The organism is Mycetocola sp. Y444 (assembly GCF_059445295.1).
Map to the genome: position 1 here is coordinate 396,475 of NZ_JCAIUB010000001.1, position 26,890 is coordinate 423,364.

At 65.0% G+C, this 26,890-nt stretch carries 29 protein-coding genes; 16 read left to right on the plus strand and 13 right to left on the minus strand.

The window, feature by feature from the left end:
- Positions 1-87 precede the first annotated feature (87 nt).
- The 3 genes from phoH2 to AC1C2M_RS01880 all read left to right on the plus strand — a co-directional run bounded on the left by phoH2 (position 88) and on the right by AC1C2M_RS01880 (position 3,138).
- Positions 88-1,461 carry an RNA 5'-3' helicase PhoH2 gene (gene phoH2 / locus AC1C2M_RS01870; protein WP_495435051.1) on the plus strand — a complete coding sequence of 458 codons (1,374 nt, stop codon included), beginning with the start codon at positions 88-90 and terminating at the stop codon, positions 1,459-1,461.
- A 62-nt stretch (positions 1,462-1,523) separates the two neighbouring features.
- Entirely contained in the window at positions 1,524-2,111 is a 588-nt protein-coding gene (locus AC1C2M_RS01875) for a prepilin peptidase (protein ID WP_495435052.1), read from the plus strand.
- Between the two features lie 43 nt (positions 2,112-2,154).
- A complete protein-coding gene (locus tag AC1C2M_RS01880; RefSeq protein ID WP_495435053.1) occupies positions 2,155-3,138 on the plus strand; it encodes an aldo/keto reductase in 984 nt (327 codons plus the stop codon).
- Positions 3,139-3,227: 89 nt separating this feature from the next.
- On the opposite strand, the gene AC1C2M_RS01885 is transcribed toward AC1C2M_RS01880, so the two are convergent.
- Genes AC1C2M_RS01885 through xseA form a run of 5 tightly spaced genes read right to left on the minus strand, consistent with a single transcriptional unit; the run spans position 3,228 to position 7,429 of the window.
- Positions 3,228-4,625, minus strand: a complete 1,398-nt coding sequence (locus AC1C2M_RS01885) for a class II fumarate hydratase (protein ID WP_495435054.1) — start codon at positions 4,623-4,625, stop codon at positions 3,228-3,230.
- Between the two features lie 25 nt (positions 4,626-4,650).
- Positions 4,651-5,304 carry a carbonic anhydrase gene (locus AC1C2M_RS01890; protein WP_483404636.1) on the minus strand — a complete coding sequence of 218 codons (654 nt, stop codon included), beginning with the start codon at positions 5,302-5,304 and terminating at the stop codon, positions 4,651-4,653.
- The gene (locus AC1C2M_RS01895) at positions 5,304-5,957 is read right to left on the minus strand and encodes a DUF4245 domain-containing protein (protein ID WP_495435055.1); all 654 of its coding nucleotides are present in this window, start codon (positions 5,955-5,957) and stop codon (positions 5,304-5,306) included. The genes AC1C2M_RS01890 and AC1C2M_RS01895 overlap by 1 nt, the downstream gene beginning before the upstream one ends.
- Positions 5,954-6,184 (minus strand): exodeoxyribonuclease VII small subunit, encoded by a 231-nt coding sequence (locus AC1C2M_RS01900; protein WP_108391523.1) that lies wholly within the window; start codon positions 6,182-6,184, stop codon positions 5,954-5,956. The genes AC1C2M_RS01895 and AC1C2M_RS01900 overlap by 4 nt, the downstream gene beginning before the upstream one ends.
- Before the next feature lie 9 nt (positions 6,185-6,193).
- Entirely contained in the window at positions 6,194-7,429 is a 1,236-nt protein-coding gene (gene xseA / locus AC1C2M_RS01905) for an exodeoxyribonuclease VII large subunit (protein WP_495435056.1), read from the minus strand.
- 86 nt (positions 7,430-7,515) lie between these two features.
- On the opposite strand from xseA, the gene AC1C2M_RS01910 reads away from it, so the two are divergent.
- Both AC1C2M_RS01910 and AC1C2M_RS01915 read left to right on the plus strand, forming a co-directional pair.
- Positions 7,516-8,544, plus strand: a complete 1,029-nt coding sequence (locus tag AC1C2M_RS01910; protein ID WP_483404977.1) for a 4-hydroxy-3-methylbut-2-enyl diphosphate reductase — start codon at positions 7,516-7,518, stop codon at positions 8,542-8,544.
- Entirely contained in the window at positions 8,544-9,173 is a 630-nt protein-coding gene (locus AC1C2M_RS01915; RefSeq protein WP_495435057.1) for a DUF6264 family protein, read from the plus strand. The genes AC1C2M_RS01910 and AC1C2M_RS01915 overlap by 1 nt, the downstream gene beginning before the upstream one ends.
- 86 nt (positions 9,174-9,259) lie before the next feature.
- Here the strand turns inward: AC1C2M_RS01915 and fbaA are convergent, their stop codons facing one another.
- Positions 9,260-10,285, minus strand: coding sequence for a class II fructose-bisphosphate aldolase (fbaA, locus tag AC1C2M_RS01920; protein ID WP_483404631.1), 1,026 nt, complete (start codon positions 10,283-10,285; stop codon positions 9,260-9,262).
- 326 nt (positions 10,286-10,611) lie between these two features.
- Between fbaA and glpX the strand changes: the two genes are divergently transcribed.
- On the plus strand, positions 10,612-11,607 hold the full coding sequence (gene glpX / locus AC1C2M_RS01925) for a class II fructose-bisphosphatase (protein WP_495435058.1): 996 nt from the start codon (positions 10,612-10,614) through the stop codon (positions 11,605-11,607).
- An 852-nt stretch (positions 11,608-12,459) separates the two neighbouring features.
- On the opposite strand, the gene AC1C2M_RS01930 is transcribed toward glpX, so the two are convergent.
- Positions 12,460-13,818: a DNA recombination protein RmuC gene (locus tag AC1C2M_RS01930; RefSeq protein WP_495435059.1), complete on the minus strand. Its 1,359-nt coding sequence runs from the start codon at positions 13,816-13,818 to the stop codon at positions 12,460-12,462.
- 68 nt (positions 13,819-13,886) lie between these two features.
- Here AC1C2M_RS01930 and AC1C2M_RS01935 point away from each other — a divergent pair, with 68 nt between their 5' ends.
- Together AC1C2M_RS01935 and ychF are read left to right on the plus strand one after the other, a co-directional pair.
- Positions 13,887-14,822 carry a DMT family transporter gene (locus AC1C2M_RS01935; RefSeq protein WP_495435060.1) on the plus strand — a complete coding sequence of 312 codons (936 nt, stop codon included), beginning with the start codon at positions 13,887-13,889 and terminating at the stop codon, positions 14,820-14,822.
- Between the two features lie 6 nt (positions 14,823-14,828).
- Positions 14,829-15,902 carry a redox-regulated ATPase YchF gene (gene ychF, locus AC1C2M_RS01940; RefSeq protein WP_495435062.1) on the plus strand — a complete coding sequence of 358 codons (1,074 nt, stop codon included), beginning with the start codon at positions 14,829-14,831 and terminating at the stop codon, positions 15,900-15,902.
- Here the strand turns inward: ychF and AC1C2M_RS01945 are convergent.
- Both AC1C2M_RS01945 and AC1C2M_RS01950 read right to left on the minus strand, forming a co-directional pair.
- Positions 15,892-16,407 (minus strand): tetratricopeptide repeat protein, encoded by a 516-nt coding sequence (locus AC1C2M_RS01945; protein WP_495435063.1) that lies wholly within the window; start codon positions 16,405-16,407, stop codon positions 15,892-15,894. The two genes, ychF and AC1C2M_RS01945, sit on opposite strands and share 11 nt — an antisense overlap.
- Before the next feature lie 189 nt (positions 16,408-16,596).
- Positions 16,597-17,274, minus strand: a complete 678-nt coding sequence (locus AC1C2M_RS01950; RefSeq protein ID WP_495435064.1) for a DUF4386 domain-containing protein — start codon at positions 17,272-17,274, stop codon at positions 16,597-16,599.
- Positions 17,275-17,297: 23 nt separating this feature from the next.
- On the opposite strand from AC1C2M_RS01950, the gene AC1C2M_RS01955 reads away from it, so the two are divergent.
- On the plus strand, positions 17,298-17,966 hold the full coding sequence (locus AC1C2M_RS01955; RefSeq protein ID WP_495435065.1) for a TetR/AcrR family transcriptional regulator C-terminal domain-containing protein: 669 nt from the start codon (positions 17,298-17,300) through the stop codon (positions 17,964-17,966).
- A gap of 208 nt (positions 17,967-18,174) precedes the next feature.
- Here the strand turns inward: AC1C2M_RS01955 and AC1C2M_RS01960 are convergent, their stop codons facing one another.
- The gene (locus AC1C2M_RS01960) at positions 18,175-18,774 is read right to left on the minus strand and encodes a TetR/AcrR family transcriptional regulator (protein WP_495435066.1); all 600 of its coding nucleotides are present in this window, start codon (positions 18,772-18,774) and stop codon (positions 18,175-18,177) included.
- A gap of 92 nt (positions 18,775-18,866) precedes the next feature.
- Here AC1C2M_RS01960 and AC1C2M_RS01965 point away from each other — a divergent pair, with 92 nt between their 5' ends.
- From AC1C2M_RS01965 to AC1C2M_RS01980, 4 genes are all read left to right on the plus strand, one after another.
- Positions 18,867-19,703, plus strand: a complete 837-nt coding sequence (locus AC1C2M_RS01965) for an SDR family NAD(P)-dependent oxidoreductase (RefSeq protein ID WP_495435067.1) — start codon at positions 18,867-18,869, stop codon at positions 19,701-19,703.
- A gap of 133 nt (positions 19,704-19,836) precedes the next feature.
- Positions 19,837-20,511, plus strand: coding sequence for a hypothetical protein (locus AC1C2M_RS01970; RefSeq protein ID WP_495435068.1), 675 nt, complete (start codon positions 19,837-19,839; stop codon positions 20,509-20,511).
- A 72-nt stretch (positions 20,512-20,583) separates the two neighbouring features.
- Positions 20,584-21,192 carry a hypothetical protein gene (locus tag AC1C2M_RS01975; RefSeq protein ID WP_495435070.1) on the plus strand — a complete coding sequence of 203 codons (609 nt, stop codon included), beginning with the start codon at positions 20,584-20,586 and terminating at the stop codon, positions 21,190-21,192.
- An 8-nt stretch (positions 21,193-21,200) separates the two neighbouring features.
- Entirely contained in the window at positions 21,201-21,605 is a 405-nt protein-coding gene (locus AC1C2M_RS01980; RefSeq protein ID WP_495435071.1) for a VOC family protein, read from the plus strand.
- Between the two features lie 57 nt (positions 21,606-21,662).
- Here the strand turns inward: AC1C2M_RS01980 and AC1C2M_RS01985 are convergent, their stop codons facing one another.
- The 3 genes from AC1C2M_RS01985 to AC1C2M_RS01995 form a co-directional block, all read right to left on the minus strand.
- On the minus strand, positions 21,663-22,142 hold the full coding sequence (locus tag AC1C2M_RS01985) for a mycothiol transferase (protein WP_495435072.1): 480 nt from the start codon (positions 22,140-22,142) through the stop codon (positions 21,663-21,665).
- Between the two features lie 74 nt (positions 22,143-22,216).
- Positions 22,217-23,455: a non-homologous end-joining DNA ligase gene (ligD, locus tag AC1C2M_RS01990; protein WP_495435073.1), complete on the minus strand. Its 1,239-nt coding sequence runs from the start codon at positions 23,453-23,455 to the stop codon at positions 22,217-22,219.
- A gap of 94 nt (positions 23,456-23,549) precedes the next feature.
- Complete coding sequence (locus AC1C2M_RS01995) at positions 23,550-24,431, minus strand: sigma-70 family RNA polymerase sigma factor (protein ID WP_495435074.1); 882 nt, start codon at positions 24,429-24,431, stop codon at positions 23,550-23,552.
- Positions 24,432-24,511: 80 nt separating this feature from the next.
- On the opposite strand from AC1C2M_RS01995, the gene AC1C2M_RS02000 reads away from it, so the two are divergent.
- The 3 genes from AC1C2M_RS02000 to AC1C2M_RS02010 all read left to right on the plus strand — a co-directional run bounded on the left by AC1C2M_RS02000 (position 24,512) and on the right by AC1C2M_RS02010 (position 26,824).
- Positions 24,512-24,892, plus strand: a complete 381-nt coding sequence (locus AC1C2M_RS02000) for a DoxX family protein (RefSeq protein WP_495435075.1) — start codon at positions 24,512-24,514, stop codon at positions 24,890-24,892.
- Between the two features lie 131 nt (positions 24,893-25,023).
- Positions 25,024-25,425, plus strand: a complete 402-nt coding sequence (locus AC1C2M_RS02005; RefSeq protein ID WP_495435076.1) for a PLD nuclease N-terminal domain-containing protein — start codon at positions 25,024-25,026, stop codon at positions 25,423-25,425.
- Positions 25,426-25,570: 145 nt separating this feature from the next.
- Positions 25,571-26,824, plus strand: coding sequence for an endo-1,4-beta-xylanase (locus AC1C2M_RS02010; protein ID WP_495435077.1), 1,254 nt, complete (start codon positions 25,571-25,573; stop codon positions 26,822-26,824).
- Positions 26,825-26,890 lie beyond the last annotated feature (66 nt).

The window sequence follows — 26,890 nt, forward strand, 5'->3', positions numbered from 1 at the left end:
CGAGACGGCCACATAAGTTCGACTCGAAATCCGTTGTGTGGCTGCTCGTCTGAGAAAACCGGACTCGATGTCCGGCTGGGAGTGGCTATGACCGCGACACGAACCTCAGCACCATCACAGCGACAGGAAAGAGAAGACCCCAGCACACGTCCACACGATTCCACCTCACAGACCGAGCGTACCTATGTCCTGGATACCTCGGTTTTGTTGTCTGATCCAAAGGCGTTCTTCCGGTTTGCCGAACACGCCGTCGTCATTCCCGTCGTCGTGATCTCCGAACTCGAGGGAAAGCGGCACGACCCCGAGATCGGGTATTTCGCCAGGCAGGCCCTCCGGATCCTCGACGAACTGCGGATCGAACACGAGCGGCTCGATTTCCCGGTTCCCGTCGGTGAGGGCGGATCGCTCCGGGTGGAACTCAACCACTCGAACCAGGGTGTTCTGCCAAGCGGGCTGCAACTCGGCGATAACGACTCGCGGATCCTCGCGGTGGCGCTCAACCTGGCCAATGACGGGCTCGCGGTCACCGTTGTGTCGAAGGATCTCCCGCTCCGGGTGAAGGCCGCCTCCATCGGCCTCAGCGCCGAGGAGTACCTCGCGGAGCAGGCCGTCGACTCCGGTTGGACAGGGATGGCGGACGTCCGGATCTCACCTGAGGCGATGAGCGACCTGTACGAGAAAGAGGTGGGCGAGTCTGCCGCCGTCGAGGGGCTTCCGCTCAACACCGGGCTCGTCATTCACTCCGACCGCGGCTCAGCGCTCGGGAGGGTCGTCGGGAAGCGAGAATTCAAGCTCGTTCGAGGCGACAGGGACGTCTTCGGTCTTCACGGGAGGAGCGCGGAGCAGAGACTCGCCATCGACATGCTCCTCGATCCTGAGGTCGGCATTGTGTCGCTCGGAGGTCGAGCCGGGACGGGGAAGTCCGCTCTCGCCCTCTGTGCGGGCCTTGAGGCTGTGCTCGAGCGTCAGCAGCACCGGAAGATCATGGTGTTCCGTCCGCTGTACGCGGTCGGTGGTCAGGAGCTGGGCTACCTGCCGGGCGACCAGGGCGACAAGATGAGCCCGTGGGGTCAGGCCGTCTTCGACACCCTCGGTTCGGTGGTGTCGCAAAACGTGCTGGACGAGGTGATCGAACGCGACCTCCTCGAGGTCCTGCCGCTCACCCACATCCGTGGCCGGTCGCTGCACGACGCCTATGTGATCGTCGACGAGGCGCAGTCACTTGAGCGCAACGTTCTCCTGACCGTGCTCTCCCGGATCGGACAGAACTCGCGCGTGATCCTGACCCACGATGTTGCTCAGCGCGACAACCTGCGGGTGGGTCGGCACGACGGCGTTGCGTCGGTGATCGAGGCGCTCAAGGGTCACGACCTCTTCGCGCACATCACGCTCACGAGGTCAGAGCGCAGCTCCATCGCCGCTCTCGTGACCGAACTCCTGGAGGGAAACGAACTGGCCTGACCCCGGCAGCCGGGCTGTGGATAACCCGCAGGGGGATGCCGCAGCCCGGCTAGCGTTGCGCCATGAGTCTGGCCAGGATCCGGGGCCTCCGGTCGCCGGTGCGCGAGTGGGCGGCGCGTGCGCCCGTCGCCGTCCTCCTTGCGCTGCTCACGGTGCTGGCTGTCGGCATCCGCCCGCTCTCTCTCGGTGTGCTGGCGCTCGCCGTCGTCACAGGGGAGCTGGTGCGAATCGATATCGCCGAGCATCGATTGCCCAACCGGATCGTGCTCCCGCTGTACCCGGTGGTCCTGCTGGCGGTCGCAGCGGAGTGGGCGACCGGAGGAGCGGGGCCGTTGCCCGCGCTCGCCTCGGGCGCCGGGGCGTTCGGGTTCCTCCTCCTGCTCTCGATTGCCGGTGGGATGGGGATGGGCGACGTGAAACTCGGTGGCGTCATCGGCCTGTGTCTCGGCGGCCTCGGTGCTGAGTGGGCGGTCGGCGGACTCGTGAGCGCGTTCCTGTTCGGTTCGATCGGCGGGGTCATCGCCCTGATGGTGCCGGGACGGGCCAGACCGAGAGGGCACATGCGACTGGCGTTCGGGCCTTTTCTCCTCGCGGGGTTCTGGCTGGCTGTCGTCGCTTTCGGGCTTGTGGCCGAACCAAGCGGCGGGTAGTCAACCCCAGACGTGTTGTTGCCCGTGCACCTAGTCTGGGGGAATGGAACAACGCATTCTCGGACGAACCGGCCGCCCCGTCTCGATCGTCGGCCTCGGTACCTGGCAACTCGGATCCGACTGGGGCGAGGTGTCGGAGGCCGACGCGCTCGCCGTGCTGGACGCATCCGTTGAGGCGGGAGTGACGTTCTTCGACACTGCCGACGTCTACGGCGACGGCAGGAGTGAGACGGTCATCGGCCGGTTCCTCGCGGCGAACCCCGGTGTCGACGTCACGGTCGCCACCAAGATGGGCAGGCGCGAGGAACAGGCCCCCGCCAACTTCACGGTGGCGAAGTTCCGCGAGTGGACGGACCGTTCCCGCAAGAACCTCGGTGTCGACCGGCTCGATCTCGTGCAGCTGCACTGCCCGCCGTCGGTTGTTCTCTCGACCGACGCCGTGTACGACGCTCTCGACACGCTCGTCGAGGACGGCGTCATTGCCAACTACGGCGTGAGTGTTGAAACCACCGATGAAGCCCTCACAGCGATTGCTCGCCCCGGGACGGCATCCGTTCAAATCATTTTCAACGCCTTCCGTCTCAAGCCGCTTGACCGCGTTCTTCCGGCGGCTCGCGAGGCCGGTGTGGGCATCATCGCGCGTGTGCCGCTGGCCTCTGGCCTGCTGAGCGGGAGGTACACGGCAGAAACCCAGTTCGCCGAGAGCGACCACCGCAACTACAACCGCGACGGCAGTGCGTTCGATGTTGGCGAGACGTTCTCCGGAGTCGACTTCGCCACCGGCGTGCGCGCCGCGACCGAGCTGTCGGCGTTCGTCCCCGAAGGGTTGACGCCCGCACAGGCGGCAATCGCGTGGGTCACGCAGCAGGACGGTGTTTCGACGGTGATTCCCGGTGCCAGGTCAATTGCCCAGGCGACCTCGAACGCGAAGGCAGGCACGACCGGACCGCTGCCGCAGGAGTACCTCGACGCGGTCCGCTCCATCTACGACGCTGACTTCCGCGCGGCCATCCACGACCGCTGGTAGCGGGCGCGGCCAGCCGCGCACAACCAGCCGCATCAACAGAAAAGCCGGCCGAGAGGGGATCCCTCCGGCCGGCTTTTCTGTTCTCGGAACTAGCCCGGGTGGGTCATCGACAGGAGGTCGAGGGCTGAGTCCAGCTGCTCCTCGGTGATGTCTCCACGCTCGACAAAGCCGAGCGCGACGACGGCCTCGCGTACGGTGACGCCCTCGGCGACGGAGTACTTGGCGATCTTCGCGGCCTTTTCGTAGCCGATGATCTTGTTCAGCGGCGTGACGATCGACGGCGACATTCCCGCGAGTTCCGCGGCCCGCTCGATGTTCGCCTCGAGACCGTCGATGGTCTTGTCGGCGAGCACACGGCTCGCGTTGGTGAGGAGGCGAATCGACTCGAGCAGCGCGGTTCCCATCACGGGGATCTGCACGTTGAGCTCGAACGAGCCCGATGCGCCGCTCCACGCGATGGTTGCGTCGTTTCCGATGACCCGCGATGCGACCATGAGCACAGCCTCGGGGATCACCGGGTTGACCTTGCCAGGCATGATCGATGAGCCCGGCTGGAGGTCGGGAATGTTGAGTTCGCCGAGACCGGTGTTGGGGCCTGAGCCCATCCAGCGCAGGTCATTGCAGATCTTGGTGATACTCACGGCGATGGTGCGGAGGGCACCGGATGCCTCGACGAGGCCGTCGCGGTTCGCCTGCGCTTCGAAGTGGTCGGCTGCCTCGGTGATCGGCAGTTCGGTGTCATCGACGAGCAACTGGATGACGAGCTGCGGGAAGCCGGCCGGTGTGTTGATTCCCGTGCCGACCGCAGTGCCGCCGAGGGGCACTTCAGCGACCCGGGGGAGCGCGGTGCGGATGCGCTCGATGCCGAGCCGGATCTGACGGGCGTACCCGCCGAACTCCTGGCCGAGCGTGACCGGCGTCGCGTCCATGAGGTGCGTGCGGCCGGATTTGACGGCGCTCTTCCACAGCTCGGCCTTCGCTTCGAGGGCAACGGCGAGGTGGTCAAGCGCGGGGATGAGGTCATCGATGAGAGCGCTCGTGACGGCGATGTGCACCGAGGTCGGGAAGACGTCGTTCGACGACTGCGAGCAGTTCACGTGGTCGTTGGGGTGAACCGGCGATCCGAGTCGGGTTGAGGCGAGGCTCGCGAGGACCTCGTTCATGTTCATGTTCGACGAGGTGCCGGAGCCCGTCTGGTAGACGTCGATCGGGAACTGGTCGTCGTGGGTGCCGGCGATGACCTCGTCAGCCGCGCTGCCGATGGCATCCGCGATGGCGGCATCGAGCACGCCGAGTCGTGCGTTCGCTGCAGCAGCCGCCTTCTTGATCCGGGCGAGGGCCGCGATCTGGGCCGACTCAAGGCCGGAGCCGGAGATCGGGAAGTTCTCGACGGCACGCTGGGTCTGCGCACCGTACAGTGCAGATCGAGGTACGCGAACCTCACCCATCGTGTCGTGTTCGATGCGGTACTCGGTTGTATCTGACACGGTCAGTCTCCTCGTGGTTGTGACGCTACTTTGCGTCGATGTCGGTGGTTGAGATGTTGCCGATGATGATGTCGGGAACGGCAGTGCCCTCGAGCAGTTTGTAATTTGCGCCGACGATGCCGAGAACGCCGCTGGCGACCGCGTCACTAATCATCTCAGAGCGCTCGAGCAGCTCGGCAACTGTGTCCCTGAGGTGTTCGCGGCCTACTTCACTCGCGTCGACCTCGGCGGGGTTCACTCCGTTGCCGCCGGTGACGCGCTTGACAGCGGGGACGATCTGGCGAATCAGGTTGTAGATGTGGTGGGGGAGCGGCGGGGCGTCCGACGCGATCGAGTCGATGGCGGCGCGAACGGCACCGCACTCGTCGTGTCCGAGGACCACGATGAGCGGAACACCGAGCACGCCGACGGCGTACTCGATGGAGCCGACGACCGAGTCAGAGATGACCTGTCCGGCGTTGCGCACGACGAAGAGGTCACCGAGGCCCTTGTCGAAGATGATCTCTGCCGCCAGGCGCGAGTCGGAGCAGCCGAAGAGCACGACGTCCGGCGTCTGTGCGTGCGCGAGGGACTCGCGGCGTTCGACGTCCTGGCGCGGATGCAGCGGCTCACCGGCAACGAAGCGCGCGTTGCCGCGCATCATGACTTCCCAGGCTTTCGTAGGTCGCGTTGTGGGCATCAGCGGTCTCCTGACTCGAGGTTGGCGGTGACATCACCGGAGATGGCTTCAGCGACGGCCCGGAACTCAGCGTCCGATCCCGTGCCGAAGATGAGGAAGGTGCTGTCGCCCGCGACGGTGGTCAGTGCGTAATGCACGTTGCCGTATCCGTCGGTGTCGTCGCGGTTGTCGTAAACGGTCCACTCGATGCCAGCGATCGACTCTGTCGAGGACGCGAGGGACTGTTTGAGCTGTTGGGCGACCCAGGTTTCGTTGGCGTCAAAGCCCTGGGTGATCCCGATGAACTGGTCCGACGGTGAGATCAGCCCGATATTCCAGCTGCGCACCCCGTCGGTCTTGCCGACGTCAGCGCGGTTTGACGTCCAGGAATCGGGCAGGTCGGGATTTGCGAGCGGCTGGGGATATGAGTTCTGAGCTTCCTCGGCGACCGCGTTGTAGTCGACGCTCTCGTACACGGGAGTGTCGGACCGTGGGACGGCGAGCACAATGACGACGACAAGGCCGACCGTGACGAGAAGCGAATAGACGAGATTGTTGACCGTCTTGGCACCGCGGTACTTGCGGGAGTTCTCCGCTTTGCGTGCTGCGGTTTCCTCAGGGGTTTCGGGTCTGCCGAGTTCGGCGACGACCCGAGGGGGACGCTGGCGACTCATTCTGAGGGGTGCCCCGCAGTGCTTGCGGCAGCCCGTGCTGCGTCGAGGCGCGCCTTGGCGCCAATCAGCCAGTCTTCGCAGCGCTGGGCGAGAGCTTCGCCGCGCTCCCAGAGGGCGAGGGACTGCTCGAGGGTCGATGAACCCTGTTCGAGTTCGGCGACGACGCGCATCAGTTCGTCGCGCGCCTGCTCATAGCTGAGGCTGGAAACCTCGGGGTTTTCTGGCATGAGTCCATCCTAACCGCGGGCTGGAGTGCCCGATTCGAGGGCGCCTTCGCTCGACGCGGCGATGGCTCCGTCGGCGAGGGTGAGGGTGAACCTGGTTCCGGTCGGTGCGTCGGCCGCCGATCGTATGACATGGCCGTCGGGGTCCTGGGCGATCGCGTAGCCACGATCGAGGGTGCGCTGCGGGGACAACGCCTTGAGGTGCGCCTTGAGTTCGGCTGTCGTCCGCGATTCGTGGTCGAGGGCGCGCTCGATGAGCTCGGTGCCCCGCGCCACGTACCTGGTGAGTTCCTGCGCGCGGGCGTCGATGATCCACGACGATGACGACAGCGCCGGACGTGAGCGGATGGCGTCCACCCTCGCGGTTTCGTTGCTGAGGAACCCGGTCAGCCGCATCGTGAGGCGGGTGCGGGCCTGCTGGACCCTGGACAACTCTTCGGTGACGTCGGGGACCACGCGCTTGGCGGCATCCGTTGGGGTCGATGCCCTCAGGTCGGCGACGTCGTCGAACAGGGGACGGTCGGCCTCGTGGCCGATGGCGCTCACGATCGGAGTGGAGCAGGCGGCTGCGGCGCGGACGACGCGTTCGTCGCTGAAGCCGAGGAGGTTCTGGAAGTCCCCGCCGCCGCGAGCCACGATGATGACGTCGACCCTCGGGTCGGCATCGAGCGTCTTCAACGCCGAGACCACCTCTGGCACGGTGCGATCCCCCTGGACGGCGGCGTGGACCACCCGAAAGTCGACGGCAGGCCAGCGCAGCTGCGCGTTGCGGATGACGTCTTTCTCGGCGTCGGAGTCCTTGCCCGTGATGAGTCCGATGCAGTGGGGCAGGAAGGGAAGGCGCTTCTTGCGGCCGGCGTCGAAGAGCCCCTCGCTCGCCAGTTGTCGTCGAAGCCGCTCCAGGCGTTCGAGCATGTCGCCGAGCCCAACGTGCTTCATCTGGAAGACCTGCATCGTGAGGCTGCCGCCCTTGATCCAGTAGTTGGGCTTGATCAGTGCGATGACGCGGTCGCCGTGTTTCAGATCGTCGGGCAGCTTGGCGCGCACCGACGACCAGACGGTGAAGCTCACCGTCGCGTCACCGTCGACGTCTTTGAGCTTGCCATAGATGTTTCCGCCCGAGATTCCCCACTGGGAAATCTCGCCCTCGACCCAGACAGTGCCGAGCCTGTCGATGTAGTCACGGATCTTGGAGCTGAGAAGCCCCACCGGCCACGGTTTCTCTGCCGTCGCCGGTTCCGTCGCCATCTATTCGCTCCTCAGCCTCATCCAGCCTCTGCACAGTGCGAGCGGCCTAGAATCGTTACGTGAGTAACGTAACTGTCAGCCTGCCCATGCCGAGGATCCCCGGCGTGCGTTCGAGGCTCAAGGATACCCCGGTCGTCGGACACAAGAGGGTGTTGCTCGCTGCTCCACGCGGCTACTGCGCCGGTGTCGACCGGGCTGTCATCGCTGTCGAGAAGGCGATCGAGCACTACGGCGCTCCGGTCTACGTCCGCAAGCAGATCGTCCACAACGTCCACGTTGTGTCGACGCTCGAGGAGCAGGGCGCGATCTTCGTCGAGGAAGTGGACGAAGTACCCGCTGGAGCCCACATCGTCTTCAGCGCGCACGGCGTCTCACCTGCCGTCGTGAACGCGGCGGCCGACCGCGGCCTCAAAGCCATTGACGCCACCTGCCCGCTCGTGACGAAGGTGCACAGGGAAGCCGTCCGGTTCGCCCGCGACGATTTCGAGATTCTGCTCATCGGCCACGAAGGCCATGAGGAAGTCGAGGGTACAGCGGGTGAGGCACCCGAGCACACGACCCTCGTCGGCAGCCCCGATGAGGCAGACACCGTCCAGGTGCGTGACCCCGACAGGGTTGTCTGGCTGTCACAGACCACGCTGAGCGTCGACGAGACCATGGAGACGGTCCGCCGCCTTCGTGCCCGGTTCCCGAACCTGCAGGATCCGCCCAGCGACGACATTTGCTATGCGACACAGAACCGCCAGGTCGCGATCAAGAAAGTCGCCGAGAACGCCGACCTCGTGATCGTCGTCGGTTCAGCCAACTCATCGAACTCGGTGCGGCTCGTCGAGGTTGCTCTCGAGTACGGCGCGAAGGCGGCATACCGCGTCGACTACGCCAGCGAGATCCGGCAGGAATGGCTCGACGGAGTCGAAACCGTCGGTGTTACGAGCGGTGCGTCCGTTCCCGAGGTACTCGTCGACGAGGTGCTCGCTGACCTGTCGGGTGCCGGTTACCGCGATGTTGAAGAAGTGAAGACGGCTGAGGAGGACCTCATGTTCTCGCTGCCGAAGGAGCTTCGAACGAACCTGAAGGGTGCACGCGAAGAGCGCGCGCTCGGAGGACGGCGCTGATGAGCGACAACGAACGGCCACGGCCGCAGTTCGGCGAGTACGCGACACCTGAGGCGCAGAGGAACGCGATCAAGGTGCCGCTCGACGACGTCGAGTCGGTCCCCGTCCAGTCGCAGGTGTCTCCCTCAAGCCACATCACGGTTCAGGGCGCGCAGCGTCAGGACACGTCCCGTCACAACGCCGGGTCCCCGGACGCCGCCTCCCGTGGTGCCGGACGAGACGATACCCGACTCAAGGAAGGCGGACGGGTTGTACCGTCCGCTGGTGACAGGTTCGCGACAATCGCGCTGCTCGGCCTCGGCCTGATTACCGCTTTCATGACCCTGCCGGCGCTGATGAACCTGCCGGCGGCCATCGGCCCGGCCTTCACTCAACTGGGGATTGGCGACTTCACCACGGATGACCTCGCGTTTTCCCTCGGCTGGGGTGCGCTCATCACCCAGGTCATTGTCTGGGGACTCGCGCTCTGGCTGTCAGTGCGCACCCTCCGCCGCGGAAAGCTCGCGTGGTGGATCCCTCTCGTCGCTGGAGTGATCGCGAACATCGTCGTTATCGCTGCGATCGCTGTGGCGATGAGCGCCGACCCGGCATTCATGGAGTACGTCAACCAGATGAGTGCCGCCGGCTGACGCACGTTCGTCGTTAACTGACGGATGCCCCGACCAGGTGGTCGGGGCATCCGTCAGTTAACAGCGTTATCTGTTTACTGCACTGTCTAGCGGATCGCGTGTCCGGCTGAACCGAGCTGGCGGGTGGCCTCGACCACGCGTGCAGCCATGCCGCTTTCGGCGACCTTGCCCCAGGCGCGCGGGTCGTAGAGCTTCTTGTTGCCCACTTCGCCGTCAATCTTGAGGACGCCGTCGTAGTTCTTGAACATGTAGTCAGCGATCGAGCGGGTGAACGCGTACTGGGTGTCGGTGTCGATGTTCATCTTGACGACACCGTTGGCGACGGCTTCCGCGATTTCGGCATCCGTCGATCCGGATCCACCGTGGAAGACGAGGTCGAGCGGCTTGGCGGCGGTGCCGTACTTCGCGGCGATGCCGTCCTGGATCTCCTTGAGGAGTTCCGGCTTGAGCTTCACGTTGCCTGGCTTGTAGACGCCGTGCACGTTGCCGAAGGTGAGGGCGGCCATGTAGCGGCCCTTGTCGCCGAGGCCGAGCGCTTCAACGGTCGCGATGGCGTCGTCGAGTGTCGTGTAGAGGTGTTCGTTGATGTCGTGGCTGACGCCGTCTTCTTCACCGCCGACGACTCCGATCTCGACCTCGAGGATGGCGTTGATCGCGCGGGTGCGCTTGATCATGTCCTTGGCGATCTCGAGGTTCTCGGTGAGCGGAACTGCCGAGCCGTCCCACATGTGCGACTGGAAGAGGGGGTTGTTGCCCGCCTTCACTTCTTCCTCGGATGCCTCGATGAGCGGCAGGACGAATCCGTCGAGTGCGTCCTTCGGGCAGTGGTCGGTGTGCAGGGCAACGGTGATGGGGTAGTTCTTCGCCACCTCCGTGGCGAACTTCGCAAAAGCGATGGCGCCGGCGGCGCGGTTCTTGACCGTGTGGCCGGCGAAATAGTCGGCTCCACCTGTGGTGACCTGGATGATGCCGTCAGAGCCGGCCTCGGTCAGGCCCTGCAGTACGGCGTTGATGGTCTGCGAGCTGGACACGTTGAACGCGGGAAAGGCGAAGCCTTTCGCCTTGGCGGTGTCGAGCATCTCGGCGTACTGCTCTGGGGTTGCGACGGGCATAACTGCTCCTTGAGAGAGGGGTTGTCTTCGTTGCTAGCTTACTGAGGGTGCGGGGGTCGCGGCAGATCCGGGCTGTCGTCGAGGGCTTTCGCCGCGCTGCTCGGCCAAAAACGGTCGCCAAACGCGACGACTTACCGCCGTTTTGAGGCCGAGCAAAGACGGCCACAGCCACTTCTGTCCGAGCAGCGCACTCGGGGGCGCGCAGCGCTGCACATTTGCGCGGCTGTGCCCCAGTACCGCGCCGATACCAGTCCTCCCGGTTAGGGTGGAAGGGCACACAGCGAGCCCGCCATCGCAACCACCGTCGTTTTCGATAAAGGACCAATGTGACCGAGACAGACACCGCCCCTCTCTTCCACCACCCCGACAGGAACCTCGCCCTCGAGCTGGTTCGCGCGACCGAGGCTGCGGCCATCCGTGCCGTGCCGTATATCGGCCGTGGCGACAAACTCGCCGCAGACGGGGCCGCCGTTGACGCCATGCGCGCGTTCCTCGGCACCGTGAACTTCGACGGTGTCGTCGTCATCGGAGAGGGCGAAAAAGATGAAGCCCCGATGCTCTTCAACGGAGAACACGTCGGTAACGGCCAGGGGCCTGCCTGCGACATCGCCGTTGATCCCATCGACGGTACGAGCCTGACCGCTGCCGGTCGACAGAACGCACTGTCGGTCATCGCGGTTTCTGACCGGGGCACCATGCTCGACGCGTCAAGCGTGTTCTACATGGACAAGATCGTCACAGGACCAGAAGGAATCGGTGTCGTCGACATCCGTCAGCCGATCGGTGAGAACCTGCGCGCGCTCGCCAAAGCGAAGGGCAAGGACGTCGGTGACATGACGGTTGCCGTGCTCGACCGGCCGCGCCACGCACAGCTCATCGACGAGATCCGCGCGGCGGGTGCCGGAACCAGACTGATGCTCGACGGCGATGTCGCCGGCGGCATCAACGCTGCGCGCTATGAGACCCGTATCGACATGTGTGTCGGTATCGGCGGGAGCCCTGAAGGCATCGTCACGGCGTGCGCGGTACGCGCGCTCGGCGGGCTGATCCAGGGGGTCATGGCGCCGAAGGACGACGTCGAACGCCAGAAGGGCATCGACGCCGGCCTGAAGATGGACTACGTCTACGAAGCGCACGAGCTCGTGAACAGCGACAACACGTTCTTCGTTGCTACGGGAGTCACCGATGGTGGCCTCGTCGAGGGCGTTCGACGGCTGGGACCGATCATCCGGACCCACAGCGTGGTGCTGCGGTCGAAGTCGGGCACGATCCGGCGGATCACCGCCGACCACCTCGCCGCGAAGTGGCTCGAGGAGGAGTAACCCTTCTGCGCGACGCGCTCTGAACGCGCGCGATCCGCTTCATTGCTCACGAAACGCGGTTGCCCCGGGGCGGGCAACCGCGTTTTGCGGCAAACGAACGGATGCTGCGGGCGCGACGGCGGATGAGCGCGGTGCGCGTTTGGTGCGGGTTCTCGTCCGTCACGAGTGTTGGGGTTGTGGTGCTGAGGTCGGCATTCGCGACGGATGAAGGCGGTGCGTGTTTGGTGCGGGCGTTCGTCCGTCACGAATGTGGGGGTTGTGGTGCGGAAGACGGCTTCCGCGACGGATGAGCGCGGTGCGCGGTCGGTGCGGGCGTTCGTCCGTCACGAATGTTGGGGTTGTGGTGCTGAGGTCGGCGTCCGCGACGGATGAGCGCGGTCGGTGCGGGCGTTCGTCCGTCACGAATGTTGGGGTTGTGGTGTGGAAGTCGGCATCCTCGACGGATGAACGCGGTGCGCGGTCGGCGACGGTTCTCGTCCGTCACGAATGTTCGGGTTGTGGTGTGGAAGCCGGCATCCTCGACGGATGAACGCGGTGCGCGGTCGGCGACGGATCTCGTCCGTCCTGAATGTTCGGGTTGTGGCGCGGAAGCCGGCATCTGCGACGGATGAGCGCGGCTCCGCGTTTGGTGCGGGTTCTCGTCCGTCACGAATGTTGGGGTTGTGGTGTGGAGGTCGGCATCCGCGGCGGATGAGCGCGGCTCCGCGTTTGGCGCGGCATTTCGTCCGTCACGAGTGTTGGGGTTGTGGTGCGGGAGTCGGCATCCGCGACGGATGAACATTCCGGGGGGTTGTGCCACATTCTGTGGCATACGAACGGATGCCGCGGTGCGGCAACGAAGATCCGCCGCGGCTACTGGCGGTCGGGCGCCTCAGTGAGCGGCGCCCCGGCCGCCCGGTCACGGATGTCTTGCGTGATCCTGCCCTGCTCGAGCTCGCCAAGCAGCTCGAACGCACTGAGGTCGCGCGCCGCGTCTTCCACCTCGGCGAGCGGCGGGATGGTCTTCGACTCGTCGAGCACGTTCAGCTTGCGCGCCGACGGCAGCACCTGGCGCTCAAGCGAGCCGACGAACCGGTTGTAGTCGTTCACCGTCGCCTTCACCGACCGCCCGAGCTTGTCGATGTGCCCGGCCATCGTCGCGAGCCGACCGTACAGTTCGCGGCTGAGATCGAACAGCGTCTTCGCCTCTTGCGAGACGACATCCTGCTGCCAGCTGAAGGCAACGGTCTTCAGCACCGACCACAGCGTCACGGGGGAGGAGAGCGCCACTCGCTTGCTGAACGCAAACTCCATGATCGTGGGGTCGGCCTCGAGCGCACTCGACACGAGCGACTCGCTCGGGATGAACGCGATGACCATCTCGGGGCTCGCGTCGAGTCCGTTCCAGTACGTCTTGCTGCCGAGGGTGACGATGTGGTCGCGCACCGCCTTCACGTGCGCCCGCATCAGTGTGGCGCGACGCGCGAGTTCGGGCTCGGATGCCGTCAGCGGGATTGCGCTCGCCTCGATATATGAGCTGAAGGGGACCTTCGCATCGACGGCGATGCTCTTGCCGCCGGGAAGGTAGACGACCATGTCGGGCCGGCCGGCTCCGCTGTCGGACGTGATGCTCGATTGCACGTCGAAGTCGACGCGCTCAAGCAAACCCGCTGCCTCGACCACACTGCGCAGCTGGGTTTCGCCCCAGACCCCGCGGGTCGAGTTGTTGTTGAGAGCGGATGCCAGCGACTCGGCCGTCGAACGGAGCCGCTCCTCGGACTCCGTGGCGCTCCGCAACTGTTGCGCCAGCTCGCCGTGCTGCCTGCTGCGCTGCGCCTCGAGTTCGGTGACCTTGTGCTGCATCTCCTGGAGGCTCTCGCGCACCGGTGCGAGTGCCTGCAGCACCCTGCTCTCGGTGCGTGCCCGCTCGGCATCCTCTTCACGCTCACGACGGTGTCGCTCCACGAGATCCTGGTATTGCTCGCGCTGGGCGTCGATCCGCTCCTGCAGCGCAGTCGCGCGCGTCTCAGCACGGGCCAGCAACTCGGCAAGCTGGGCGTGGCGCTCGGCCTCTGACGCGTGCACACGGGCCAGTTCGGACTCATGCCGCGCCTCGGTCACCGGGTCAATCGTTGCCCCTGGCCTGCGGCGGCGGACGACAACCAGCGTGGCAAGCGCGCCGAGTACCGCGCCCAGTAAAACTCCGAGCAGAAGGGTCGCGAGAGGGTCCATGGCTTCAGTGTGACAGCGGCCGCCGACATGGCCGGGGACGCCAGCCGGATTGTCGATACGATCGGAGAATGGCTTCGTGGCGCGTGTATCTGTTCCTCGTGCTCGCGAACCTGTTCTGGTCGGGCAACTACGTTGTCGGCCATCTGCTCGCCGACGGCATCAGCCCCCTGCAACTCACCGCGATCCGCTGGGCGATCGCCGCACCGCTCCTGATCGTGTTCGCGATCCTGATCGAGAAACCCAGCTGGCGTGCCGCGCTCCGGGAATGGCCGATGCACCTCCTGCAAGCCGCCCTCGGCCTCGTCGCCTTCTGCCTGTTCAGCTACGAAGCGCTCTCACACACCACCGCGCTCAACGCCGCCCTCGTCGGCGCGACCAACCCGGTACTGATTGCGGTCGTCGCCGCGCTGCTCGTTCGCGAACGGATGCGCGGCGCAAGCATCCTCGGACTGGTCACCTCCCTGCTCGGTGTGCTGCTGATTCTCACCCACGGCAACCTTCTCGAGGTGTTCACCACCGAGTACAACATCGGCGGGCTGTACATGCTCGGCGCTGTGGCTGTGTGGACCGCATATACGATCCTGGGGCGGACGCTGACAACCGCACCAGTGACATCCGCAGCTCTCCAATCGGTGATGGCCGCAATCGCCCTTGTCCCGATCGCGCTCACTGTGGGCGGACCGATCGCGCTCGACGGTGCCGGCTGGTGGGGTGTGTTGTACATCGGGGTGTTCCCGTCGGTGCTGAGTCTCATGCTGTGGAACATCTCGGTCAAGAAAATCGGCGCGGGCAGGGCCGGGGTCTACCTCAACCTCATGCCGGTGTTCACCGCGCTGATGGCGCTCGCGATGGGCACGCCGATCACGTTCGTTCAGGTGCTCGGCGGTGCCCTCGTCATCGGCGGGGTGTGGCTGACGAGCCGTCCCGCTCGCTCCATTCGTCGCATCCAGGAACCGGCAACGGATGCCAACGCAGGAGCCTCGGAGGCTGGCCCGGTACGATAGACCCTCGTGGCTCTAACTATCGGTATCGTCGGTCTCCCTAACGTCGGCAAGTCAACCCTTTTCAACGCTCTCACCAAGAACGCGGTTCTCGCGGCAAACTACCCGTTTGCCACGATCGAGCCGAACATCGGAGTGGTGAACCTGCCCGACTCCCGCCTCAACGTGCTCGCCGAGATCTTCGGCAGTGAGCGCATCCTGCCCGCAGCCGTGTCGTTCGTCGACATCGCCGGCATCGTTCGCGGCGCGAGCGAGGGGGAGGGGCTCGGCAACAAGTTCCTCGCCAACATCCGAGAAGCGGATGCCATCGCGCAGGTCATTCGCGCGTTCTCCGATGAAGACGTGGTGCACGTCGACGGCGCGGTGAACCCCGCTGGTGACATGGAGACCATCAACACCGAACTCATCCTCGCCGACCTCGAGACGCTCGAAAAGGCGCAGTCGCGGTTCGAGAAAGAGGTCAAGGGCAAGAAGCTTGACCCGATCGTGCTGACCACAGCGAAGGCCGCCAGGGAATACCTCGACACCGGCAAGCCGCTGTCGAGCTCAGGTCTCGACCTCGAGCCGATCAAGGAGCTCGGTCTCCTCACGTCCAAGCCGTTCATCTACGTGTTCAACGTCGACGAAGCCGTGCTGCAGGACCAGGCGAAGCTCGACGAGCTCGCCGCACTGGTGGCTCCCGCCAAGGCGATCTTCCTTGACGCCAAGCTGGAGTCTGAACTCATTGACCTCGACCCTGAAGATGCTGCAGAGTTGCTCGCGTCGACCGGACAGACCGAGTCGGGTCTGAACCAGCTCGCGCGCATCGGTTTCGACACCCTCGGACTGCAGACCTATCTCACGGCGGGCCCGAAAGAGTCCCGTGCGTGGACCATCCCCAAGGGCGCGAAGGCACCGCAGGCAGCGGGTGTCATTCACACCGACTTCGAGCGTGGCTTCATCAAGGCCGAGGTCATCTCGTTCGATGACCTCGTTGCCGCCGGCTCTGTTGCCGAGGCTCGTGCCAAAGGTAAGGCCCGCATGGAGGGCAAGGACTACGTCATGGCCGATGGCGACGTTGTGGAGTTCCGCTTCAACGTGTAATCGGGTCGTCTGGAGTCGCTGGCTCAGTTAGTGCGGCGGCATAGTTACGCATCGAGCGCTGATATTGAGGCAGTGCCTCGATTTGCGCCTCGATGGCTACCCGGAGCGCCTCATCTTTGCGGCCCGCGCTATGAAGCGCCAAGGCCAGCACGACACGAGGTGCCGACCCTGTCGATTCGTGGGTCGGGGCGGCGCTCAAGACGGCGATGGCTTCATCGAGTCGGCCGAGGTTGCGCAGAGTCGATCCATACTGCACCGCGAGTTGAGCGTGCCGAGCTTCATCGAGGGTGAGTTCGAGCGCGCGCTCATACTCCGCGCCTGCCTCAGCTTCGAATCCCATCGAGTCGTACATGCTCGCGAGCTCGAATGCGCTCCGGCCGTCGTGCGCTGGGCACGCGTCAGCCAACTCCCGCATGGCCTTGACCCCTTCATGACGGCTGAGGGAGTCGAATCTGGCCCAGAGATCGGCGACGGAGGATTCCCATCGCTTGAGGTCTGCTGTCATGGAATCTAGTTTGTCAGGCAGCGACCTCACGACGTCGGGACACAACTGGTGGGCATCGCTGGTAGAGGTTGCTCGGTAACGTAACCCGGTGGAGTTCCGCTTCAACGTGTGACTGTCGACGGATGCTATGACGCCCCGCGAGAAGGATTAGCGCTCCGCCGTATCGAACGCGGCTAAGCGGGCCGGGAGTTACGGTGCGGCAGGTGCTTCAACCGCGGGTGCCGCGACTCGCGACCGTAGTCCCACCGCGATGAGGTGGACCGCGAACCAGATCTCGAACGCGAAGACCGGTAGGGCGCACAGGCCGGCGATCGTGCCTCCCTGCGGGATGGCTCCGAACAGCTGTGCCGTGTTGCTCGCAAGCACGGCGGTGCCACCGACGAGACCGAGCACCGCCAGTGCGCGAGGCACGACGCGCGCGTCCAGAAGTAGCCAGCCCAGGATGAGGGTGTTTACGCTGATGACGAGCCCCTGCCCGACGAGGAACGCCGCGGTGTGCATAGCGATGAACGCCTGCGCCTGCGGCGCGCTCGCCGCGGTCCACAGCAGCGCCAGCATCGGCAGGGTGCCCGCAGAGATGACGGTGGCTTCGAGAGCGCGGAGCCCCGCGAAGGTGGCGGCACGCATGGGCCCCACATCGCGCAGCAGTAGCCACAGCAACAGGCCGGTGCCGAGGCATCCTGCGGCGAGGATGAGCTCGAGTGCCACGCCCAGAGCGAGGGCGTCGGCCGAGTACGCGGCGACCGCGGTCACCGACGTGACATGGGTGATCAGGTAGAGGATGCCAGCGGTGCGGGCGTAGGTGCGCGGGTGAGTCGTCATGGCATGCCGATCGTCGTCGGTGTACGCCGTATACCGACGCGGCATCAGTTTACGTATACGCTGTATACGTGTCAACAACCCGTTCACGGCCTCCTCTGGACCGCACGCGCGTACTCGACGGCGCCGTCGCCGTTGCGGACGAGGTGGGCCTTGAGTCCACGAGCATGCGCCGCCTCGCGGACTCGCTGGGGGTCACCGCGATGGCGCTGTACAAGCACGTCGCAAGCCGCGAGGAGTTGATCGACGGCATGCTGGACCGCCTCGTGGCGAGTATCGAGGTGCCCGCCCCCGGTCTGACCTGGAAACTCGCGTTGCGCGCCCGCATCCGTTCGGCACGGAACGTCCTGTCCGCGCACCCGTGGGCCCAGGCGGCGATCGAGACGCGGACCAGCGCCAGTCCCACCATCCTCGCCTACATGGACTCCCTCATGGAGATCATGTTCGAGGGCGGATTGTCCGCCGACCTCGTGCACCATGCGATGCACGCCCTGAGTACGAGGATGTGGGGGATCACACGCGATGTGTTGCCCACCCCGAGCGTCCCGGAGGACCCTGACGAGCGGGCTCAGGCGATGGCCGAGTTCGCGGTCGCCTATCCGGCGATCGTTCGCATGGCGACGACCGCGCCGCACGCGGGGGAGGGCTGCGACGAGGATGAGGAGTTCGTGTTTGCGCTCGACATCCTCCTCGACGGTTTCGAGCGCAAACACGAACAGCGGTGGGCGTCCGTTCCCTGACCAGGGCCTCCGTGGCGCTGACTGTCGGTCCAGTCATTCTTTGCGGCCGTCGAGTCCGGGCCAATCTGCTCCAGCCCCGGCGCAATGTCCGGCCGACTGCAGAGTGACCGTTCGAATCCACATGCATGTCGCCTACCCAGCCGGTGGTGGTACGTCAGCGACGAGAAAAGCACGAGCATTGATCGGGGCTCCGTCCTGCCCCATGGTCCTATGGGGAGTTTCCCTTGAGGAACTGATTCACCGCCGCCTCGGTCAGCTCGTCCAGTTGTTCCTCGTCAACGAGCCCGCTGTTGACGAGGGTAGCGAGACCGTTGATCGTGGCATAAAGAACGATTCCGATCTTTTCGTGGGGACCAGCCTGAAGGATGCCACTGTCCTGGCCTTCGTGAATCAGGTCGACGATGGGTTCGAAGGCTCTCTCCGCGGAGAGTCGGACCCCTGCCTTCTCCGGCTGGTGCTTTGTCGCATTCATCAGTTCCAGGAGAGCCGGGTTCTCCGTCGCGAAGTTCGCGAACGCTGAGGTCGCGCGCCCTACCCGGGAGGCGAAGTCCGCGTCCCCGTCCGCGACGGCGTGGCGGATGGCCTCGCCGAGACGACGGAATCCTAACTCTGCCAGCGCATCGAGCAGATCCTGGCGCTCCGGGAAGTGCCGCCGCGGGGCGCCGTGGCTCACTCCCACCTCCCGGGCGAGATCGCGCAGGGAGAGCTGCTCAGCGCCTCGTTCGCGCATGCTGCGCTCGGCAGCCTCGAGGAGGGCTGCGTGCAGCCCTCCGTGATGGTACCGGCGCTGTTCTGTCTGCTCGCTCATGGGACCACGATAACCGGGGGCCGTAGGCATTGACAACATTAGTAGTCGGTGCCTACATTGGGGTCCATGACTGTTCAGGACGGTGCAGTGTGGTGACCACGACGGCAGAGGAGCTGATCGTCGTCTCCGGTGCCTCGACAGGGATCGGGGCTGCCACCGCCCGCGAGCTCGCTTCTCGTGGTTACCACGTCCTCGCCGGGGTCAGGCGAGACGAAGACGCTGACGCGATCCGGGCTGAGCGTATCGAGCCTGTGATGCTGGACATCACCGTTGCCGAACACGTCGACGCGCTCGCCGCCCGAATCGCCCTCGATCCTCCGGGGCGACTGATGCGTGCGCTGATTAACAACGCCGGGATCGAGATCAACGCTCCAATCGAGGTTCTCCCACTCGACCTGTGGCGGGAGCAGTTTGAGGTCAACCTCTTCGGACACATCCGGGTTATCCAGGCGTTGCTGCCCGCGCTGCGGCACAGTCGGGGCCGCGTGGTGAACATCAGTTCTGTAGGCGCGGAGGCCACTCTGCCCATCTACGGCGCGTATGCCGGCTCCAAGGCCGCGTTTGAGTCCGCCAGCGATGCCCTGCGCCGGGAAGTGGGTTCGCAGGGCATCCAGGTCGTGATCGTCCAGTCCGGCGGCGTGAAGACCCCGATGGCTGCCAAGAGCGGGCCGCTCTCTCTCAAACTCGCTGAGGGGATGAACATGGAGCACACACGCCTCTATGGTCGCTTGATCTCTTCGACCGTGAGCTTTCAGTCCTCGTTCCTGCAGCGGGCGATTACGGCCGACCAGGCCGCGAAGAAGATGACGAAGATCACCACCACCACGCGTCCTCGCACCCGATACAGCCTTGGCCCGGATGCTGCCTTCACACTGCCAATGGCGCGGTTCCTGCCTGCCCGCCTCATGGATCGAGTCGTCCCGCGATAGCTCCTGCACTACCCGAAGATCCCCTTTCGCGCCCAACCCCCATTTTTTCGCCTGACCACCTAGGCTTTCGAAGCATGACGAGCCAGATGGATGTGCCGACCGCATGAGCTTTCACTCGTTCCACCTCGCGCACATGCCGCCGCTCGCTGCAGTCCGAGTGCTGCTGCGGGCACCCAAGGCCAACGGCCTTCGTCACATCGAAGTGCTCGCCGGCATGCAGTTGGGGGCCGCAGTGGTTTCCCCGCGCCGGATGCAATTGCAGCGAATAGCTGTTTTCGCCGAGTGGGAGGACGAGGCGGCACTCGTCGACTTTCTCGCCGGGCACCCATTTGGCCGGCAGTTGGACAAGGGCTGGCACGTCAGGCTTGAGTTCCTGCGTCGATGGGGTCAGATTCGCGAGCTGGACGGGCTGCCGGAGATGACGGAACGAGCGAGCCTCGATGAGCCGGTCGTCGCCGTGACCCTGGCCCGGATGCGGCTGCCCGAGTTGGCACGATTCATCCACTGGGGCCGCCCGGTGGAGCGTCAGGTCCGGGACCATCCCGAAGTGACTCTCGCGCTGGCGGGCATCCGTTTGCCGCGGACGGTTTCAACGTTCTCGATCTGGACCAGCGCCCGAGCGATGACGGGGATGGTGTTCGGCCGCGAGGATGGTGAAGGTGCGCGCCGCCATGCTGAGGCGATGACCGAACGTGACCGTCGGAACTTCCACCACGAATTTACGACGCTGCGTTTTCGGCCGCTGTCCGAGCACGGCGCGTGGGACGGCCGGGCTCACTGGGTGCCGCGGCCCGCGGAGGTCGCGTAGCGAGGAAAGGCGTCCGATAGCGTGTGGCCCTGGCGATTTTCGAACACCTGATGCGTTCGGTATGTTTGCGCCATGACACCAGAGGAACACCGCTTCAATGCTCTCGTCCTGATGTTCGCCAACCTCCAGCGCCTGATGGTTTTTCACAATGCCATCGCGGTCAGTGAAGGCAGGGAAATTGATTCCCAGCTGAGGGAAGAGCTGACGTCCCGGCTCGACCTCGTTGGTGATGCGCTGCGGCGCTCGAGTGAAAACGCCGCGGTAAGCGACGCTGATGTGGATGCCGTCCAACCGGTTGTGGACTATCTCCAGCGGGAAATTCGTGCATACTTCGAGACCAAGCTGGACGGAGACCTTGGCGCGCAGGCCGCCCTCGGTGCTGGGGTCGTGTACGCGGCCTCCTACCTCAATGACGGCACCGTGCAGATGGGGCAGGTGTTTGATCGTCCGCACTGGGTCGACCGGGAAATGCAGAGTAAGCCGATGCTCATCGACCTGAGAAACCGAGCCAACGCTGCGGTCGCTTCAGCAGCACAAGGTGAGGTCTCTGCCGAGGTCCGCGGAGACATCGACTACCACCTGCGTGTCGCACTCGGCGATCGTCAGCTCGTTCTGGCGCAGGTCGACGGATTGCCTACGATGTTGCAGGGGCGCGACGCCCGCGAGAACGTCGGGGCCTGAGCAGCGAGATGCCCGTTTTCGATCATCTCGGCGTCACCGTTGACGACGTGCCTCGTGCGGTGACGCAGTTCGATCCCATCCTGTCGGCGCTCGGTTTTACCCGGACCGACGCTGACGAATCTGTGTCGTGGTACGCCGACGGCGAGACGGAGTTCATTCTGATGCCGGCTCGGGATCCCGGTACGGGGCCGCACCGCCACGGGCGGGTCGGCTGGCAGCACCTGGCATTCGCCGTCGACTCACGCGGGGACGTTGACCGAATGCATCGGATCGCGACGGATGCCGGATGGACGGTCGTGCGGGACCCGAACGAATACCCCCGGTTCACCGACCGCTACTACGCCTCGTTTCTCGAGGACGACAACGGCATCCGGATCGAGTTCATGCACAACCCGCCGCGCGAGAGCAACTGACGGCCACAGGCATCCGTGTCGACGCATAAATGTCGCCGGTGACGAGCTGACGTCGAGCTACGGAAATACGAGGTTCTGGTGCCCGTCGATGAGTTCGCGCACGATGTCGAGGTGACCGGCGTGCACTGACGTCTCGTTGAGCACGCGGAATACCACCGCGCGACCATCCGGCATCCCCGGAGCATCGAAGACGCTGGTCGGCGGTGTCCACGCCGGAGGGGCATCCAGGTCGACGCGTGCGAGGACCTCGTCGCTTCGAGCGATCTGCCGTTTATAGATGTCGATCGCCTTTGCGCCGGTCATTGGATCGGACGCCCAGCCGTCGTGCAAATCCTCAATGGCTCGCCGGTCGCCACCCAGTACCGCCGATATCCAGAACATCTCATCGTCGAAAGTGAGGTGATTGAGAAGTCGGGTGATCGTCCAGCCTGAGGGAACAACCGAGCGATGCATCTCATCCTCGGTCAGGCCGCTGACGGCCCGGAGAACGTGGTCCCGCTCTCCCACGAGCTGAGCGATCAGCTGTGCGTCAGCCATGGCCACGTGCTCGAAACGCCGCGGCACAACGGGACAATGTCACGCGAATCGGTCGGGAGAGCTGCCCGGCCCAACTAGCTCGCACCGGTCTCATTCTTTTCCGCCCACGGGTCGTAATCGACCTCGAGTTCTGCCTGTTCCGGGCGTGCGCCCTCAGGCACATGCTGCAGGTTCACGCGGATCCGATACCAGAGCGAACTCGAGCCCCGCATCCCGTCGACGAGAACATCGGCCGGTTCGAGGAGCTTGACGACGTCGGGATGCCGCGACTTCCACCGTTCGAGTCCCTCCAGGGCCTCCGGCTTCGTCTTGGCACGGGCAACCTCCACGAGGGGCATCGTTGAGGTGCGCCGGCCCGATCCGTCCGACGCTCTCGGTGGTTTCTCGGCCGGACCCAATTCTTTGGCCAGGGCGAGCAGGCCGTCGAGACTGCCGGCGGCGTCATCGATTCCGGATGCCGCGTCGCCACGGTCTGCGAACCGCTTCAGTACCGAGCGCACCGTGAAATCCTCCGGGCGGCATCCGGGCACTTCGTCCCAGTCCAGCGGTGTCGATACGCGGGCGTCCGGCAGAGCCCGGACCGAGTACGCCGATGCGACCGTGCGGTCCTTCGCGTTCTGGTTGAAATCGACGAAGACGCTCTCGCCACGCTCTTCCTTCCACCACTTCGCGGTTGCGAGTCCCGGCGCCCGTCGCTCGACCTCGCGCGCCAGGGTTTCAGCCGCGAGCCGTACCTGGCGGTAGTCCCACCGCGGTTCGATGCGGGCGTAGATATGGATGCCGCGGGAACCGGATGTCTTCGGCCAGCCAACGAGACTGTAGTCGCTGAGCACCTCCCTGGCGATCATCGCAACGTCGACGATCTGTCGCCAGTCCACCCCGGGCATGGGGTCAAGGTCCACCCGCAGTTCGTCGGGGTGATCAAGATCTTCGGCGCGAACCGGGTGCGGGTTGAGGTCGATGCAGCCGAGGTTCACCACCCAGGCGAGTGCAGCGGCATCCCGAACGACAACCTCTTCGGCGGAATTGCCCGATGCGTACTGCAGGGTGGCGGTTTCGATCCACTCGGGACGTTTCTCCGGTGCGCGCTTTTGGAAGAACGCCTCCTGGTCGATGCCCTTCACGAATCGTTTGAGAATCATGGGCCGCCCGGCAACCCCGCGAAGCGCCCCGTCGGCGACCGCCAGGTAGTACTTCACGAGCTCGAGTTTGCTGATACCTGGCTCGGGAAAAACCATCTTGTCGGGATGCGAAACATGCACCTCGCGTCCGTCGATCGCCAGCACCTCTGCCTGGCTCGCCTGTGCGCTCACGCACTCACCATAAACCTGCCGGTCGGTGCGCGTCTGCCCCTCGGGGCGGTGGAGCAACTCGCACCACATACAGATCGATCGACAGATCGCCCCGCTAGCGGGGATGACCCGGAAGATCCATCGCCGCAAGGCGCTCCGGGTCACGCAGCGAAAGAATCTCGACGATCCGATCCCCGACGACCGTGCATCCCATGACACCGAGCGGTTTGCCGGTTGTGCTCCACGCGACGATGCCAGGCTCGCCGTTGACGAGCACACGATGCGCCTGTCCTCTGGCACGTGCTCGGCGCTGTGCATCGGTCGCTACGGCGGGCGCTCCCACCAGCACCTCCACACCATGTGCTGTGTGTGTGCGCCAGGTCACCTCCGGATCGAGCACGCGCAGCAGCCCCTCGAAGTCGCCGTCCCTGGCCGCCGCGAGGAATGCGTCGACCACCGCGCGCTCGCGCCGTCGCTGCTCGGCTGGGCGAGGTGAACCCTGTACTTTGCGGCGAGCCCGGCTGGCGAGCATCTTGCTCGCGTTCGCGGACTTCCCAATGATCAGGCCGATCTCCTCGAAGGTCACAGCGAACATGTCGTGCAGCACAAACGCCAGTCGCTCGGCAGGGCTGAGAGTATCGAGCACAATGAGCAGTGCAAGACCCACCGATTCCGCGAGCGCCGCTTCGTCCTCGGGTGTGCCGTGGCTATCGTCTGTGACGACCAGCTCCGGCACCTGTTCGTCATATGCCACCTCGCGCCTGGCCTTGCGTGAGCGAAGTATGTCGATACAGACCCGGCCGACGACCGTGGTGAGCCAGCCGGCGAGGTTGTCGATCGTTGTCGCGTCCTGGCGGGTCAGCTTCAGCCACGCCTCCTGGACCGCGTCCTCGGCATCCGCCCGCGAACCGAGTATCCGAGAGGCGACAGCAATCAGGCGGCCGCGCTGTTCGTCGAATGCCCGCGCAATGACCTCGTCGGAATCGGATGCCGCCATGGTGTTACCTTCCTCCCTCGAGTGCCGTCATAGGTAATGACGGCCCGCGACGGGTCGAGGTAACGACAGGGAGAATAATAATGAACCTCGCTCTGTGGATCACCGCCGGGTTGCTCGCCGCTGTTTTCCTCATCGCTGGCGCCAACAAGGTGTTCATCCCGTACGAGAAGCTGGCCAGGGCGCCCGGAGCGGGATGGGTCAACGACTTCAGCGTCCGGTTCGTCAAGGGGTTGGGAACTCTGGAGATACTGGGTGCCATCGGTCTCATTCTGCCCGCGTTAGTCGGAATCGCACCGGTCCTGGTGCCGATGGCTGCCGCCGGGCTGGCGGTCATCATGGCCGGTGCAACGGTCGTGAGCTTCCGCCGCGGCGAGATGCTGCACGCTGCGTTGGATTTGATCTACCTCGCGCTGGCACTGTTCGTTGCGTGGGGCCGATTCGGTCCCGAGCCTTTCGGATGATTGGCGGTGCGGCGGCGTCACCGGCTCACCATAAACCCGAGGGCCGGTGCGCGTCAGCCCCCGTGCTCAGTCTGCTCACTGACACGAAAAAGTGTGGCGCACAACTGTTGCTGATCAATAGGATCTCCCGCATGTACATCGTGCTCTCGGCCCTCACGTTCCTGCTCGTGATTGCAGCCCTTGTCGACGTCATCACGCGGCAGGACTGGCAGGTAAAGCACATGCCCAAGATGGTCTGGGTGCTGCTCGTCATCTTCCTGCCGCTGATCGGCAGCGTCCTGTGGTTTATCATCGGCCGCGAATACGACGGGGGCCAGAACATCATCGACCGGCCTGCGCGGCGCGCGCGCCCGCAGCGAGCGTCACAGGCACCGAGTGATGTGCAAGGGCCCGGGTACGGTGCACGCCCACGGACGACGGAGGAGCAGCTCGCGGACCTCGAGCGCGAGATCGAGTTTTACGAGAAGCAGGCGCGCCTTCAGCAGGTGAAGGCCGAGACCGAGCGCCGCCGTGAGCCAGACGGAGTGAACTGAACCCCGCGTGATGCGCGCAGGCGCTGAGTGGCGCTAGTGTCATGCAAATGTACGAACGTGACCACGTGGCATCCGTCCTGAATACTGAAGAGCGTTTCTCTGCGACTGCGACTGCGCCTGCGACCTCGACTGCGAGGTGCGTCAAGTGAGCTTCGACCACAGGCGGGGGACCGCCAGACTCATGGTCATCGACGTCGATGGCTCGCCGCTCAGGGACGCGGATATCGTGCTGGAGCAACGCAGTCACGAGTTCGCGTTCGGCAACATCGGGTTTGATTTCATCCCGCTGGCCAACGAGGAGAGCGAAACTCCCTCCCGCCGCGATGGGTTCGCGAGCGCGTCGACCGAGGGCCTCGCCGGATTAGCCGATCTCTGGCTCGACGTCTTCAACACGGCGACGCTTCCGTTCTACTGGCGAATCTTCGAGCCGGTCGAGGGGGAACCGGACACCGAGCGACTCCGCGCCGCTGCTGCCTGGTTCGCCGAACGCGGGGTCACAGTGAAAGGGCATCCGCTCACCTGGCATACGCTCGCGCCGGAATGGCTGGGAGGCAGGACGGAGAACGAGATCGAGGCGCTCCAGCGAGGCCGAATCCAACGGGACGTCGCCGACTTCGCAGGGCTCATCGATACGTGGGATGCCATCAACGAGGTCGTGATCATGCCCGAGTTCACCGCGGAGGAGAACGGTATTTCTCGACTCGCGAAGAAGATCGGGAGGGTGCCGATCGTCCGGCTCGCTTTCGAGGAGGCGCGACAGACCAACCCATCGGCGACGCTGATCCTCAACGACTTCGATCTGTCGCCCGCCTATGAGCGCCTCATTGAAGATGTCCTGGATGCCGGCATCCGCGTCGACGCGATCGGCCTCCAGACGCACATGCACCAGGGCTATTGGGGCGAGGAAACCATGCTCAGGATGGTCGATCGGTTTGCCCGCTTCGGGCTGCCGCTCCACCTGACCGAAACCACCCTCGTCTCGGGCCACACCATGCCGCCGGAGATTGTCGACCTCAACGATTACCAGATCGCGTCGTGGCCATCGACGCCGGAGGGAGAGGCCCGTCAGGCCGATGAGATCGAGCGGCACTACCGCTCCCTCGTCGGGCACCCGGCGGTGCAGGCAATCACCTACTGGGGGATCACCGATGACGGTGCCTGGCTCGGTGCCCCCGCTGGGCTCGTGCGATCGGACGGCACACCGAAGCCCTCCTACGATGCGCTCAAATCGCTCATCAAGGGGGAGTGGTGGCTGTCGAGAACCGAGGTCCGGACGGACAATCACGGAACCGTGCCGCTGTCGGGGTTCTTCGGTGAATACACGGTGCAGGCGAAGGGGAAAACCGCGACTGTCTCGCTCGCTTCAGGCGTCGACGAGGCAGTGGCACGGCTGGCCTGACGCTGTGCCGGCCTGGCCTAACGCTGGCCTGCTTAACGCGGGCCTGACGCGGCGCTGGCCGCAGCG

Bases quoted from the DNA above. Each gene is read 5' to 3' on its own strand.
- phoH2 (WP_495435051.1), top strand. From the start codon at position 88: ATGACCGCGACACGAACCTCAGCACCATCACAGCGACAGGAAAGAGAA.
- AC1C2M_RS01875 (WP_495435052.1), top strand. From the start codon at position 1,524: ATGAGTCTGGCCAGGATCCGGGGCCTCCGGTCGCCGGTGCGCGAGTGG.
- AC1C2M_RS01880 (WP_495435053.1), top strand. From the start codon at position 2,155: ATGGAACAACGCATTCTCGGACGAACCGGCCGCCCCGTCTCGATCGTC.
- AC1C2M_RS01890 (WP_483404636.1), bottom strand. From the start codon at position 5,304: ATGCCCACAACGCGACCTACGAAAGCCTGGGAAGTCATGATGCGCGGC.
- AC1C2M_RS01895 (WP_495435055.1), bottom strand. From the start codon at position 5,957: ATGAGTCGCCAGCGTCCCCCTCGGGTCGTCGCCGAACTCGGCAGACCC.
- AC1C2M_RS01900 (WP_108391523.1), bottom strand. From the start codon at position 6,184: ATGCCAGAAAACCCCGAGGTTTCCAGCCTCAGCTATGAGCAGGCGCGC.
- xseA (WP_495435056.1), bottom strand. From the start codon at position 7,429: ATGGCGACGGAACCGGCGACGGCAGAGAAACCGTGGCCGGTGGGGCTT.
- AC1C2M_RS01910 (WP_483404977.1), top strand. From the start codon at position 7,516: ATGCCGAGGATCCCCGGCGTGCGTTCGAGGCTCAAGGATACCCCGGTC.
- AC1C2M_RS01915 (WP_495435057.1), top strand. From the start codon at position 8,544: ATGAGCGACAACGAACGGCCACGGCCGCAGTTCGGCGAGTACGCGACA.
- fbaA (WP_483404631.1), bottom strand. From the start codon at position 10,285: ATGCCCGTCGCAACCCCAGAGCAGTACGCCGAGATGCTCGACACCGCC.
- AC1C2M_RS01930 (WP_495435059.1), bottom strand. From the start codon at position 13,818: ATGGACCCTCTCGCGACCCTTCTGCTCGGAGTTTTACTGGGCGCGGTA.
- AC1C2M_RS01935 (WP_495435060.1), top strand. From the start codon at position 13,887: ATGGCTTCGTGGCGCGTGTATCTGTTCCTCGTGCTCGCGAACCTGTTC.
- AC1C2M_RS01945 (WP_495435063.1), bottom strand. From the start codon at position 16,407: ATGACAGCAGACCTCAAGCGATGGGAATCCTCCGTCGCCGATCTCTGG.
- AC1C2M_RS01950 (WP_495435064.1), bottom strand. From the start codon at position 17,274: ATGCCGCGTCGGTATACGGCGTACACCGACGACGATCGGCATGCCATG.
- AC1C2M_RS01960 (WP_495435066.1), bottom strand. From the start codon at position 18,774: ATGAGCGAGCAGACAGAACAGCGCCGGTACCATCACGGAGGGCTGCAC.
- AC1C2M_RS01970 (WP_495435068.1), top strand. From the start codon at position 19,837: ATGCCGCCGCTCGCTGCAGTCCGAGTGCTGCTGCGGGCACCCAAGGCC.
- AC1C2M_RS01975 (WP_495435070.1), top strand. From the start codon at position 20,584: ATGACACCAGAGGAACACCGCTTCAATGCTCTCGTCCTGATGTTCGCC.
- AC1C2M_RS01980 (WP_495435071.1), top strand. From the start codon at position 21,201: ATGCCCGTTTTCGATCATCTCGGCGTCACCGTTGACGACGTGCCTCGT.
- AC1C2M_RS01985 (WP_495435072.1), bottom strand. From the start codon at position 22,142: ATGGCTGACGCACAGCTGATCGCTCAGCTCGTGGGAGAGCGGGACCAC.
- AC1C2M_RS01995 (WP_495435074.1), bottom strand. From the start codon at position 24,431: ATGGCGGCATCCGATTCCGACGAGGTCATTGCGCGGGCATTCGACGAA.
- AC1C2M_RS02000 (WP_495435075.1), top strand. From the start codon at position 24,512: ATGAACCTCGCTCTGTGGATCACCGCCGGGTTGCTCGCCGCTGTTTTC.
- AC1C2M_RS02005 (WP_495435076.1), top strand. From the start codon at position 25,024: ATGTACATCGTGCTCTCGGCCCTCACGTTCCTGCTCGTGATTGCAGCC.